The following is a 12,933-nucleotide window of genomic DNA, read 5'->3' as shown; positions in this document are numbered from 1 at the left end:
CTGCAACCGCGGTGGATCATTTTTCCTGGCGGACGGTGGCCACATCGTCCGCCTTGACCCGGATGGTCTTGCCGGAAATGTCCTGGAATTCGTAGAAACCGTCAGCGGTCTTGGTCTTGGGCTGGTCCCGGGTCAGGTATTGGGTGCCGTTCTGCAGGGTCACCACGGTGGGCGTGGCGCAACCGGCCAAGGCCAGGGCGCCGCAAGCGGCAAGGAACAATCCCAGGTGCTTCACTTTCATACAGACCTCTCATCAATGATGCGCAAGCGCATTGGCGGCGGACACTATAGCCATGGCCCCTTGGTGTAGTGAAGACGACGAAAGTTCGCCAGGGGATCGCAAAAAACTCAAGGTGGCCATTTATCCAATAGTGTTTGCCAGACCCGGGTGTCGGCTGTTATCTGTACGCATAACCAGTATTCGACCAGCCGTGGCGCCTTCGTTCAGTGACTTCCAATCCCCTCGAAAACCCCCTCTATTACCTGCATAACTTCCAGCAGGTACTGAATTGGCTTGGGCAGCGCTATGCCGACGTGCTGAGCGCCGATGAGCAGCGTTTCATCGACGATTTCGCGCAACTGGCCCAGCCTTCCCAGGCCTTGCTGGTGCGCATGGTGATGCGCAAGGGCCGGCATTTTCGCTTGAGCAAGCTCAGCTACCCGGAGATCGGCGACAGCGCCGCGGCCCTGGTGCCGCTGCTGGCGCTGGGCTGGGTCGATGAACAGGCCGCGCTGAGCCTGGAAGAACTGTTCGGCCTGCTGCAGAAAACCGAGCTACTGCACAGCTTCAAGGCCCAGGGCCTGCCGGCCAAGGCCAGGAAGGAGCAGTGGCTGCAGGCGCTGGCCGAGCTCGATCTGCCGCCCCGGGCCTTCGCCCAATGGTGCCCGGAGCTGGCCGAACGGCTCTTGAGCCTGACCCTGATGCCCCTGTGCGATCGCTTGCGCCTGATGTTTTTCGGCAACCTCTACCAGGACTGGTCGGAATTCGTCCTCGCGGACCTGGGCATCTACAGCTACGAAAAGGTCGAAATCAGCGCCGATGCCCGTGGTTTGCGCAGCCGTGAAGACGTGGACGGCTACTTTTACCTGCATGAGTGCCAGGAAGCCTTCGAGGGCGGCACCGAGCTGCCCGAGGTACTGGCGCGCATTGGCGCGTTCAGCACCCTCAACCCCTGGCTGGAAAAACGCCGCGCCAAGCTGCTGTTCCTGCTCGGCCAGCATTGCGAACGCCTGGCGCAGTGGCCGCTGGCCCGGCAGATCTACCGTGAGTGCGCCTACCCGGGGGCGCGTTCACGGCTGATCCGGGTGCTGGAGCGCAGCGCCGAGTACCAGGCCGCCCTGGCCCTGGCCGAGCAGGCGGCCGCCGCGCCCGAGAGCGCCGCCGAGGCCCAGCACTTGTTGCGCATCATGCCTCGGCTGCGGCGCAAGCTCGGCGGGCCACCGGCCGCGCGAGCGGTCAGCCGCCAGGTGCCGCGCCTGGACCTGTGCCTGCCACGCGATGCCGACGGCCTGGCGGTGGAACTGCATGTCCAGGCCCATCTGCACCAGGAGCAGGCGCCGGTGCACTACGTGGAGAACAGCCTGATCAACTCGCTGTTCGGCCTGCTGTGCTGGCCGGCGATCTTCGCGCCCTTGCCGGGGGCGTTTTTCCATCCGTTTCAGCGCGGGCCGGTGGACCTGCTCAGTGAAGACTTCCATGAGCGGCGCCGCGAGCTGTTCCAGGCCTGCCTGGCGGAGCTCGACGATGGCCGTTATCGACAGAGCATCCGCCAGCGTTTTGTCGCCAAGTGGGGGTTGCAGTCGCCCTTCGTGTTCTGGGGCGCGCTCAGCGAAGCGTTGCTCGATCAGGCCCTTGACTGCCTGCCCGCCGAGCACCTGAAGCACTGGTTCCAGCGCCTGCTGCTGGACATCAAGGCCAACCGCGCCGGCATGCCGGACCTGATCCAGTTCTGGCCCGCGCAGAAGGCCTACCGGATGATCGAGGTCAAGGGCCCGGGCGATCGCCTGCAGGACAACCAGCTGCGCTGGCTGGATTTCTGCCAGGAGCATCGGATGCCGGTGGCGGTGTGCTACGTGCAATGGCAGGACTGTAGCGCGTGAGCTATCGGATCGCGGTACGCGCCTTGTGCGAATTCAGCGCCAAGGCCGGCGACCTGGACCTGCGTTTCACCCCATCGCCCACCGCGCTGGAAGGGATCGCCGGGCACCGCACCGTGGCCGCGCGGCGCAACCCCGGCTACCAGAGCGAAGTGGCCCTGGAGGGGCAATACGCCGAGCTGCTGGTCAAGGGCCGGGCGGACGGCTACGACCCGGCGCAGAACCTGCTGGAAGAGATCAAGACCTACCGTGGTGACCTGGCGCGCATGCCCGACAACCACCGGCAATTGCACTGGGCCCAGGCCAAGGTCTATGGCTGGTTGCTGTGCCAGAGCCTGCAACTGCCGAGCATCCGCGTGTCGCTGGTGTATTTCGATGTGCTCAGCGAAGGGGAGACCGCGCTGGTGCAAGAGCACCGCGCCGAGGCGCTGGAAGAGTTCTTCAATCGCCAGTGCGCGCTGTTCCTGCACTGGGCGCAACAGCAAATGCGCCACCGCGCGGCTCGCGACCAGGCCACCCGCGAGCTGGTCTTTCCCCATGGTGAGTTCCGCCGCGGCCAGCGTCAGCTCGCCGAGTCGGTGTACAAGGCGGTCAGCACCGGGCGCTGCCTGCTGGCCCAGGCGCCTACCGGCATCGGCAAGACCCTGGGCACGATCTTTCCGATGCTCAAGGCCATGGCCCCGCAGCAATTGGACACGCTGCTGTTTCTCACCGCCAAGACCCCGGGCCGGCAACTGGCCCTGGATGCCGCCCGGGTGCTGTTCGCCGGGGCCGCCGGGCTGCCGTTGCGGGTGCTGGAACTGGTGGCCCGGGACAAGGCTTGCGAGCATCTGGACAAGGCCTGCCATGGCGAGTCCTGCCCATTGGCCAAGGGTTTCTACGATCGCTTGCCGGCGGCGCGCCAGGCCGCCAGCCAAGTGCCACTGCTGGATCGCCAGGCGCTGCGCGAGGTGGCCCTGGCCCATCAGGTCTGCCCTTACTACCTGAGCCAGGAAATGGCCCGCTGGAGCGACCTGGTGGTGGCCGACTACAACTACTACTTCGACTTCAGCGCCTTGCTCTTCGGCCTGGCCCAGGCCAACCAGTGGCAACTGGCGGTGCTGGTGGACGAGGCCCACAACCTGGTGGAGCGCGGGCGCGGCATGTACAGCGCGAGCCTGGACCAGCAGCAACTGGCGCATGTGCGCAGCAGCGCGCCGCCGGCCTTGAAAAGCCCATTGCAGCGGCTCAACCGTGAGTGGAACGCCTTGCATAAGGAGCAAGTGGCCGAGTATCAGGCCTATGCCCGGTTGCCCACCGCGCTGCTCAAGGCCCTGGCCCTGTGCGTGGCGGCCCTGGGCGACTATTTCAACGAACAGCCCCAGGGCCTGGACAGCGGCTTGCAGGGCCTGTACTTCGAGTTGCTGCAGTTCGCCCGGGTGGCCGAGCTGTTCGATGAGCAGTCGTTCATCTTCGACATCAGCAAGCGTGCCCTCGGCGCCAGGCGCAGCCTGTCGCGCCTGAGCCTGCGCAACGTGGTGCCGGCGGCGCTGCTGGGGCCGCGGTTGACGGCGGCCCGCGGCACCGTGCTGTTTTCCGCGACCCTCAACCCCCGACGCTACTACGCCGACCTGCTGGGTTTGCCGGACAACACCGTGTGGCTGGATGTCGAGTCGCCGTTCGACGCCGGGCAACTGGAGGTGCAGATCGTCAGCCGCATTTCCACCCGCTATGCCCACCGGCAGGCCTCCCTGGCGCCGATCGTCGAGCTCATGGCCCGGCAGTTCGCGGCGCGCCCGGGCAATTATCTGGCGTTCTTCAGCAGCTTCGATTATCTGCAGCAGGTGGTCGGGCTGCTGGCGCGGGAGCACCCGGACATTGTGTTGTGGTGCCAGTCCCGAGGCATGGACGAGGCTTCTCGCGAGGCGTTTCTCCAGGCCTTTCGCGCGGAGGGGCAGGGCATCGGTTTTGCCGTGCTCGGCGGAGCCTTTGGCGAGGGCATCGATCTGCCGGGGTCGAAACTCATCGGGGCCTTTGTCGCCACTCTGGGCCTGCCTCAGCTCAACCCGCTGAACGAGCAGATGAAGCAGCGCATGGCCGCGTTGTTCGGTGCCGGGTATGACTACACCTACCTGTACCCGGGGTTGCAGAAGGTGGTGCAAGCGGCCGGGCGGGTGATCCGCGGGCAGAGCGATCGCGGTGTGCTGATGCTGATCGATGATCGTTTTGCCGAATCCAGGGTCCGGCAGTTGTTGCCCAGCTGGTGGGCCATCGACGCGCCACCGGCTCGCGATGCCATCAGCGAGTGAGGGGCCGCCACTGTCGCGGCGCCAGCCTCAGGCCTGGCGGGCGCGGACGAAGCGGCGCAGGGTCTGGCCCGGGCCGGTGCTGAAGTGGCTTGGGCGGGGTTGCCCGGTATCGGCGGCGATGAACACGAACTCGTCGTCGGTCAGCTGGTAGCTGGCCGACAGCGGCTGGCCAGCGTCCGCGCCCATGGAGTCGACCCAGGTGATCGACTTGGGGCAGGTGCTGCTGTCCAGGGTGAAGGTCCCGGCCAGCAGCAGTTCGCCCGCCACGGTCACCACCCGGAACCGGTTGCCTTCGATAAAGGTCAGGGCGCCCGGGGCGCTGTGCTCGTCCGGTGGGTTCAGCACGCCGCTGTCTTCCATCCCGGTCTGTTCCCAGGCGCCTTGCAAGCGTTGCAGTTCCCGTTGGTCGGCCGCCTTGGGCGATGCTGGAAAATCCATTTGCCGGTACTTCCTTGAGTTGAGGGTCAGTTGAAGATATTGCGGCCAATGCAGTAGGTCAGGAGGTCCTGGTCGCTCTGCACTTCCAGCTTGCGCATGGCGGAGATCTTTTGCGCGCTGATGGTCTTGGAGCTGCGGTTCTGGCTGCGGGCAATGTCGCTGACGCTTTTTCCCGAGACGAACAGGCGCAGGATCTCGAACTCCTTGGGCGACAGGGTGGAAATGCGCTCGTCGATGGCCACATTCGATTCCAGCACCGAATTGGAGACCGGCTCCAGGCTGCGGTAGACGGCTTTCTGGGCGATGGCCTTGAGTGCGGTCTGGATTTCCTCATGCAACTGGCTTTTCTGGATCACCCCAACCACCCCCAACTCTCGCAGACGGGTCAGGATCAGCTGATTGGAAATCATCGTCAGGATGAGGATCTGCAGGTGCGGAAAGTTGCGCTTGAGGTACTCCACCAGCTTCAGGCCGTCGCCGTAGGGCGAGTCCCCGGGCATGTTGTAATCGGTGATCACAACGTCGACCTGGCGGTTTTCCAGCTGCTCGATCAAGCCTTTGGAGCAGACCGCTTCACCGACGATTTCAAATCGGTCATCACGTTCCATCAGCTCACGCACACCAAGCAAGACAATAGGGTGATCGTCAGCAATGACTACTTTCAGTTTTTCCATGGCAAACACACCCGTGTAATACGCAATTTAGTAAAGAAGCTTGAGGCCGTCGGTACATTAAACCCTGTAGGCCATTATTCAAGGGGTAACACGAGCTTGTACAAGCGTTGCATCAGTTGTCTGGCCCGGCCTTGCAGATCGGGGGTCAGGGCGTTTTCCAGCAATTGGCTCTCCAGTTCGGCGCAAGCCTTGGCCAGGGCGACCGCCTGCACGGCTCCCATGGCGCCGGCAATACTGTGCAGGCGCTCGGCAGCGGTCTTGCTGGCCCCGCTTTCCAGAGCGTCTGCCAGCCGTTGCAGATCCTCGTGCATGGTGCTGATGAACAAGGGGCGCATTTTCTCCGAAACCTGGATGCACTCGTTCGGTGGGCTGTTCAGGGGGCCTGTCTGACATAGCTTAGACAGCTGTTCGCGCAGGGTTTGCAGATTCATCGGCTTGACCATCCAGGTGTTCATGCCGGCGGCCAGGCAGCGGCTGCCTTCTTCGCGCAGGGCATTGGCGGTGACCCCGATGATGGGCAGTCGCGGGTCGCGCAGGCGCAGTTCACGGGTCAGTTCGTAGCCGTTCATGACCGGCATGTTGACGTCGGTGACGACCATGTCGAACAACTGCGGCAGCCATTGTTCGAGGGCTTGCTCGCCGTTGCTCGTCAGGGTCACCTGGCACCCCAGGGCTTCGAGCTGTTCCTGGAGGATGGCCTGATTGATCGGGCTGTCTTGCGCCACCAGGATGTGCAGGTCCAGTGGCCGCCAGAGGCAGGGCTCGTGCTGCTCGGGGTACGGGGGGCGGCCTTGGCGCGCCAGGACCGCAGCCCGGGCGATGGCGCGGATGTCGTGGGCGTCGACCTGCCATGGCGCAAGCTGGGTGGCAGGGCCGCTGCGGCCAGTGGAGACCGCGCTGATGCAGGGGCCGGGCCACGGCGCCAGGGCGTCTCGCGGGAGCATGTCGATCAGGACGCCGGCCTGTGGTTCATCGCTCCAGTTCGCGGGGGCCGGATACGCCTGCAGCCCAAGGCGCGCGAGCCAGTCGCAGGTGCTTTTCATCAGGTCCCGCACCGGTGCCCGGACATACACCGGGGCGCCGTCAGGCCATGATTGCAGCCCCGGCAGCCTGCCCGGTAGGCGTTGCAGCTCCAGGCGCAGGGAAAAACTGCTACCCAGCCCCAGCTCGCTGGTGACCTGCATCTGGCCGCCCATCATGTCGCACAGGCGTTGACAGATCGCCAGCCCAAGGCCGGCCCCGGCTTCGTTGGAGGCGTCGCGCACCTGGAAGAAGGGCGCGAACAACTGCGGTTGCTGCTCGGGTGAAATGCCAATGCCGGTGTCGGTGACCTGCCATTCGACGCCGGCCTGGGTGTCGTCCGCTTTGAGTACGCGCACCCGCAGTACCACGCGGCCGCTGTCGGTGAATTTGATCGCGTTGCTCAGCAGGTTGTTGAGAATCTGGCTGATTCGCGTGGCATCTCCCAGCATCAGGTCCGGCAGGCTCGGATCGATGCAGGCATACAGCAGCAGCCCGCGGCGTTCGGCAAAGGCGGCATAGGTGTGCAAGGCGTCTTCGACCATGTCCAACGGGCAGAACTCCACCGCTTCGATGCTCATCTGCCCGGCCTCGATCCTGGAGACGTCGAGCACGTCGCTGATCAGCTGGAACAGGGTGCTGGAGGAGCGCTGGATGGTTTGCAGGTAGCCGCTCTGGCGGCTGTCCAGAGGGGTCAGCCCGAGCAGCTCCAGGGTGCCGAGCACGCTGTACAGCGGGGTGCGGATTTCATGGCTCATGGTGGCCAGGAACAGGGTCTTGGCTTCATTGGCGGCGTCCGCCGAGCGTCGTGCCTGCTCCAGTGCCTGGGCATTCTCGGCATGCTGGGTGACATCGTTGAAGGCGCAGAGCAGTACATCCTGGCCCTGGTAGCGGGTCGAGACGAATCCTGCCTGCAACTGGCGGCCATCGATGTCGAGATAGACTTCGCCGTTGTCGATCAGGCGCTGGTCCTGTTCCAGCAGCGACAGCAACTTCACCGTGCCTTGCCATTGCGCAGCCTGGCGATTTTCCAGCAGTAACTGGAAGTTGTCGCGGCGCACCACGCACAGGCCCGTCGGGGCGGTGTCGATGACCACGCGGCTGAAGGCATCGCTCTCGGTCACGGTCTGATGCGCCAGTTGCGCCGGAGCGAGCACCTTGGCGCGGTACCAGCGGCTGGCGTACCAGCCACAGACGATGACCCCCAGCACCAGCGTCAACAGGCCCAGCAGGGCCCACAGGGCGTAGTCGAAATAGCTCTTGTAGCTGATGGCGTAAAGCCCGGTCCACGGTTGCGGGGTGTGGCTGGAGACTTTGAAGGTTATGCCTCGCCAACCGAAGTTGAGGCCTTCGTGCAGCACGTTGGCCGGGTCCTGGGAGCCGGTGAGGGTGGTGCCGGCAGGTTCGATCAGGGTGAAGTCGTCATGGATCGACCACGGCATCAGGCGCTCGATGTTGTTGATCTCGTCCAGGTTCAGCAGCGACGCAACCACCATCCAGCTGTTGGCGCCGTGCAGGTGCAGCTGTTGCGGCCTGACATGCAGGTTGATGTAGGCCAGCAGTCTGGGGGTTATGTCCGTGGAGGCGGGTGGGTTGTATTTTTCCCAACGGACCGCGTGATCGGGAGAACCGTTGTTCTGCTCCGCCAGGTGCCGCAGCACCCGGTCGACCACGCGGTTGTAGGGGCTATCGCTTTTCCAGGGCGTGCCGCGCATGTGCCGCGCCGCCGGGACGCTGATGTCGAAGTTGCCGAAGGTGTTGAACAGGAAGGTGCGCGGCGCGGGATAGTGCGAGGTGGACCAGAAGGCGCTGTAGAAGGCCGACAGGTGAACCCCCAGGGTGAACACCTTGGGCAGTTCGCTGGAGGGCAATTGCTGGTGATTGAAGTTCAGGCTGAAGGGCGTCGAAAACGGATATTCCTGGCCTTCATAGGCGTTTTCCCCCTGGTTGTGCAGGGGCTGCTGCAGGTACAGGCGATGGGGGGCCTCGATCGTCATCGATTCGATCGCATGGCTCGAGGCCAGGCGCTGGAGAAACAGCTCCTGTTCCTGGACGTTTTCCATCATGCGGGTGAAGTGAACGCTTACGGTGCTGTACTGCTCGTCGATCAGGCGCTCGGTGGCCCAGTACAGAATGGCAAACAGCAGCAACGCCAGGCCCAACAATATCAACATGCCCTTGTTCAACCGGAGCGAACTGCGAGTCAGGTTCTCCAGAAAGGTGCTGCTGTCTTTCATCACTGATTTCCCAAGCACAAAAAAAGGTCCCTGCCGAGATTCCTATCTCTGGAGCAGGGCCGTCAGCGACGATTGACTGTTGCGCGGGTGGGCAATGCGTTCATCGGCTAATACACCGTAGCCGGCCCGTCTTGGGCCAGCAGTTGCTGAAACTGTTGCGATGAAACGGCATGCGAGATCAGGAAGCCCTGCACTTGCGTGCAGTCGATCTTTCTCAGCAGGGCCAGCTCATGGGCGCTTTCCACGCCTTCGGCGACGACCGTCAGGCCCAGTTGCCGGCCCAGCGCGATAATGCTGGTCAGGGCCTGGGCCATTTCTTCGTTGTTGTGGCAACCCTGGACCAGCCCGCGGTCGATCTTCAATTCGGTGAAGGGCGTCGACACCAGGTTCATGTAGGAGCTGTAGCCCTTGCCGAAGTCGTCCTGGGACAGGCCGAAGCCCTTGATGCGCAGGCGGCAGGCGCCGGCGTAGAAGTTGCTGATGTGCTCCGGGGTCGAGCATTCCATGAGTTCGAAGCAGATCTTGCCCGGCACGCCGTTGCGCTGGATCACGAAGTCATGCAGGCGGTCGGCCAGGTCGGGGCTGTTGAGCAAGTGGGTCGGCAGGTTGATGGAGACCGGGATGTCGTAACCGTCTTCGCGCCAGTGCACCTGGGCGGCCAGGGCCTGGTCGAGGATCAGCCACAGCAGTTCTTCTTCAAGGTTGGCGCCGTTGATCTCCGGCAGGAAGTCGCAGGGCAGCAGCATCCCGTGTTGCGGGTGCATCCAGCGCACCAGCGCTTCGGCCGCGACGATACGGCCGTTGCTCAAGGCTTTCTTGGGTTGGAACCAGGCCTGGATCTGCCCGTTGTGCAGCGCCTCGCGCAGGGTCTCGGGGCTGCATTCGACCCAGATCTGCGGGGTGCTGCTGTCGTTGGCGAGCCCCGGCAACTGCGCGGTCAGCGCGCGCAGCGCGGCCAGGTTCACCGGCTTGGAGATCAGCCCGATGACTTTCAGGCCCAGGTTGCGGGCCACCAGGCTGGCGCCCATCAGCATGCGCCGCGAGGAGGCGCTCATGATGGCCAGGGCCGGGCGCACCCGATGGGTGGCCAGGCCCTGAATGAACTGCACACCATCCATGCCGGGCATCAGCAGGTCCGTGAGGACCAGGTCGAAGTGCCGTTGCTTGAGGCGTTCCAGCGCTTCGCTGCCGTTGCTCGCGACTTCCAGCTGGTATAGCCCCAACTCGTTGAACAAGTGTTGCAGGTACATGTACTGAAACGGCTGATCTTCGACGATCAAAATGCTACAGGACTTCATGAGAGGCTCTTTCATAGGGCGCCAGATAGTTGAACAACGCTCTTAATGCAAAGGGCTTCACCAGGCAGTGGTTCATCCCGGCTGCAAGACAGAGCTCTTCTTCTCCGCGCATTGCATTGGCCGTCGCCCCAATGATCGGGATCAAGCAGCCTTGGCGTCGAAGCTCCTTGGCCAGTTCATAACCGTTGAGCTTCGGCATGTTCACATCGGTCAACACGATGTTGAAGTGCCCCCCTTTCCAGATGTTGAGGGCCTCTTCACCGTTCGAGGCCAGCTCCACGCTGCACCCCAGTTCCTCCAGTTGGTCCTTGAGGATCAACTGGTTGATGACGTTGTCTTCAGCCACCAGGACATGCAGGCTGAGCTTTTTCAGCTCGCGGCCGTCGTTGTGTTCCTCGCTCTGGGCCACCCAGACTCCCTGGGCCTGGCTGACGGCCTGGTGAATCGCCCGCAGGTTGTTGGTGTTGATCTGCCAACTGCCGCCACGGATCCGCGGCTCGTTATGGCCATCGCCGCTGGCGAGCACCAGGGGGCCTTGCCAGTCGGGCTCCAGGCGTTGCTCGACGCTGCCCGGGTGCAGCTCGATCAGCACGTTGCCCCGCGCACGATCCAATTGGCTGGGCAGGCTGAACTGGGCCCGGGCGCCCCAGCGGCGCAGCCAGCCGGCCACCGACTCGGCCAGTTCGCGCACCGGGGACACAACGTAGATCATCTCTGGCAGCAGCGGGCTGATCAGCGGCGCGGCGCCCTGGACGGAAGAGGCTTCGAGCGGCAGCGTCAGGGTAAAACTGCTGCCCAGGCCCAGCTCGCTGACCATGCGGATATTGCCGTTCATCAATTGGGTCAGGCGCTGGCAGATCGGCAGCCCCAGGCCGGTGCCGGCAATCACGTTGGTATTGCCTTCGGTCTGGTAGAAGGGCTCGAAAATCAGCGCCTGATCGTCCTGGGCGATTCCACGGCCGGTGTCGGAGACTTGCCAGAGGATGTTGCTGCGCTCGCCATCACGGCTTTCCACCCGGACTCGCAGGACAATACGCCCCGAATCGGTGAACTTGACCGCGTTGTTCAGCAGGTTGCTGAGAATCTGGCGGATCCGCGTGACATCGCCGAGAAGGATTTCCGGCAAATGCGGGTCGACACAGGCATAGAACTGCAAGCCCTTGGCCTGGGCCGCGGCGGCGTAGGCCTGAATGATCTCGTGCACCAGGTCCAGCGAGGAGAATTCGCTGAGCTCCAGGGCCAGTTGCCCGGCTTCGATCTTGGACACGTCCAGCACGTCGCAGATCAACTGCAGCAAGGTGCCGGAAGAGCCTTCTATGGCCCGCAGGTAATCCCGCTGCTGGTTGTCCAGCTGGGTCCGCGAGAGCAGTTCCAGGGTGCCAAGCACGCCGTACAGCGGGGTACGGATCTCGTGGCTCATGGTGGCCAGGAACAGCGTCTTGGCTTCGTTGGCGGTGTCGGCCAGGCGTTTGGCTTCTTCCAGGGCGGCTTCGATCTGCTTGCGCGCACTGATATCGCTGAAGGCGCAGAACAGCACGTCCTCGCCGTTGTAGCGGGTGGGCGCGGAGCTGAGGTAAAGGTGGCGCCCGTCGGCGGTTTCAAAGTAGTCCGAACTGTTGGGGCGGGCAGGGTCGAAGGCCTGTTCGATCCACCCGGAGCACAGTTGATCACGCTCGCGGCCGTTGCCCAGCCACTGCTGGGACAAGGTGTTTTCCAGCACCACCTGGCCATCGCTGCGGCGCAGCACGCAGAGCGCCACCGGGGCGATTTCGATCACGTCGCGGCTAAACGCCTCGCTTTCGATCAGGGCCTGGATGCGGTGCAGCGCCGGGGCGATCAGGCGGACCTCGACCCAGTGGGTCAGCAGGCCGATCAAGGTCATGCCGAACAGGCTGATGCACAGCGCCAGCAACAGTTGTGGCCAGAGGCTCTTGAGCAGGTTCTGCAATTCGAAGGAGTACACCAGCTGCCAATCGGTGTCGCCCAGTTGCTTGCGAATCACCAGGTGGTCGGGCCACCAGCGACCGCCGAGAAAGCCGAAGAAATTGCCGCCCTGGACCTCTTGCACATCGGCGCTCAGTTGAGCGCTGGGCACGCTGCTGAATATCAGCCCGCCCTGGGAATTGAACATCAGAAAGTCCCCGGCGCTCTGGTTGCTGAGGGCGGCGGAGACGCTCTTGCCGTCCATCTCCAGGCCAAGCCAGCCGGAGTTGGCGAAGCGCTCGTCGAGCCGGGTGAAGATGTACAGGCGGGGGGCGCTGGACGCGTTGTCCATCAACCACAGTTGTTCGCTGGCGGGAATCTTGTCGAGATCCAGGCTGGCCAGCCGGGTGAACAGCTCGTTGGACAGGGGCTCGGTTTCCGATCGGGTGCTGAACAGTTGTTGCACGTGCAGATGGCTGGTGCCGGGGATGTACAGCAGGTTCAGTTGTTTGCTTTGCAGGTAGTCGCGTATGCGTTGAGTGAGCCAGATGCCCCATTGATTGCCATCGGGCACGCCCAGCTGCAGGTATATCTCTTCTTCCGAGCCGTTGCTGGTCCCGGGTGTGGGAAGGTGTTTCTGCGGGTTGTACACCGCGGACAGGCTCAGGCTTTCAAGAAGGGCTTCGCGGCTGGTGAAGAAGGTCTGGGCCTCGGCAATGGCGCTGCTCATGTAGCTGCGCCGTTGTGACAGCTCGCTATGCAGGCTGGATCGAAGAAAGTTGTAGACCGCGCCGAACAGGCCGATCAGAAAAATCAGCGCCACGACACGAAGCAGCCGACGGGCTGCTTCTGGACTGGAAAATAGGGGATTGATCTGATGCAGGTAGCTTTTTAATCTCATGCGCCAACTGTAATTGGGGGCATGCCAAGCAGGGATCAGACAATTCTTAAATCACCC

General features: G+C 63.5%; 8 protein-coding genes. 2 read left to right on the top strand and 6 right to left on the bottom strand.

Annotation, left to right across the window (positions count from 1 at the left end; genetic code table 11):
* Window positions 1–16 precede the first annotated feature (16 nt).
* Window positions 17–241, bottom strand: a complete 225-nt coding sequence (locus LXM55_RS03760; protein ID WP_233318699.1) for a YgdI/YgdR family lipoprotein — start codon at window positions 239–241, stop codon at window positions 17–19.
* Window positions 242–447: 206 nt separating this feature from the next.
* Here LXM55_RS03760 and LXM55_RS03755 point away from each other — a divergent pair, with 206 nt between their 5' ends.
* Window positions 448–2,100, top strand: a complete 1,653-nt coding sequence (locus tag LXM55_RS03755) for a VRR-NUC domain-containing protein (protein ID WP_233318697.1) — start codon at window positions 448–450, stop codon at window positions 2,098–2,100.
* Entirely contained in the window at window positions 2,097–4,385 is a 2,289-nt protein-coding gene (locus tag LXM55_RS03750; protein ID WP_233318695.1) for an ATP-dependent DNA helicase, read from the top strand. Before LXM55_RS03755 ends, LXM55_RS03750 begins: the two co-directional genes overlap by 4 nt.
* 27 nt (window positions 4,386–4,412) lie before the next feature.
* On the opposite strand, the gene LXM55_RS03745 is transcribed toward LXM55_RS03750, so the two are convergent.
* The 5 genes from LXM55_RS03745 to LXM55_RS03725 all read right to left on the bottom strand — a co-directional run bounded on the left by LXM55_RS03745 (window position 4,413) and on the right by LXM55_RS03725 (window position 12,876).
* The gene (locus LXM55_RS03745) at window positions 4,413–4,823 is read right to left on the bottom strand and encodes a TIGR03067 domain-containing protein (RefSeq protein ID WP_233318693.1); all 411 of its coding nucleotides are present in this window, start codon (window positions 4,821–4,823) and stop codon (window positions 4,413–4,415) included.
* A gap of 26 nt (window positions 4,824–4,849) precedes the next feature.
* Complete coding sequence (locus LXM55_RS03740) at window positions 4,850–5,497, bottom strand: response regulator (RefSeq protein WP_233318691.1); 648 nt, start codon at window positions 5,495–5,497, stop codon at window positions 4,850–4,852.
* 74 nt (window positions 5,498–5,571) lie between these two features.
* Window positions 5,572–8,754: a hybrid sensor histidine kinase/response regulator gene (locus LXM55_RS03735; RefSeq protein WP_233318689.1), complete on the bottom strand. Its 3,183-nt coding sequence runs from the start codon at window positions 8,752–8,754 to the stop codon at window positions 5,572–5,574.
* A 107-nt stretch (window positions 8,755–8,861) separates the two neighbouring features.
* Window positions 8,862–10,052: an EAL domain-containing response regulator gene (locus LXM55_RS03730; protein ID WP_233318688.1), complete on the bottom strand. Its 1,191-nt coding sequence runs from the start codon at window positions 10,050–10,052 to the stop codon at window positions 8,862–8,864.
* The gene (locus LXM55_RS03725) at window positions 10,039–12,876 is read right to left on the bottom strand and encodes an ATP-binding protein (protein WP_233318687.1); all 2,838 of its coding nucleotides are present in this window, start codon (window positions 12,874–12,876) and stop codon (window positions 10,039–10,041) included. The genes LXM55_RS03730 and LXM55_RS03725 overlap by 14 nt, the downstream gene beginning before the upstream one ends.
* Window positions 12,877–12,933 lie beyond the last annotated feature (57 nt).

The sequence above is a fragment of the Pseudomonas sp. Au-Pse12 genome, assembly GCF_021341665.1.
Classification (GTDB): domain Bacteria; phylum Pseudomonadota; class Gammaproteobacteria; order Pseudomonadales; family Pseudomonadaceae; genus Aquipseudomonas.
The sequence above is the reverse complement of the archived record's forward strand: the minus strand, read 5'-3'. Positions and strand labels throughout refer to the sequence as shown.

Coding starts and splice junctions, on each gene's coding strand:
- LXM55_RS03760 (WP_233318699.1), bottom strand. CDS start 241: ATGAAAGTGAAGCACCTGGGATTGTTCCTTGCCGCTTGCGGCGCCCTG.
- LXM55_RS03745 (WP_233318693.1), bottom strand. CDS start 4,823: ATGGATTTTCCAGCATCGCCCAAGGCGGCCGACCAACGGGAACTGCAA.
- LXM55_RS03740 (WP_233318691.1), bottom strand. CDS start 5,497: ATGGAAAAACTGAAAGTAGTCATTGCTGACGATCACCCTATTGTCTTG.
- LXM55_RS03735 (WP_233318689.1), bottom strand. CDS start 8,754: ATGAAAGACAGCAGCACCTTTCTGGAGAACCTGACTCGCAGTTCGCTC.
- LXM55_RS03730 (WP_233318688.1), bottom strand. CDS start 10,052: ATGAAGTCCTGTAGCATTTTGATCGTCGAAGATCAGCCGTTTCAGTAC.
- LXM55_RS03725 (WP_233318687.1), bottom strand. CDS start 12,876: ATGAGATTAAAAAGCTACCTGCATCAGATCAATCCCCTATTTTCCAGT.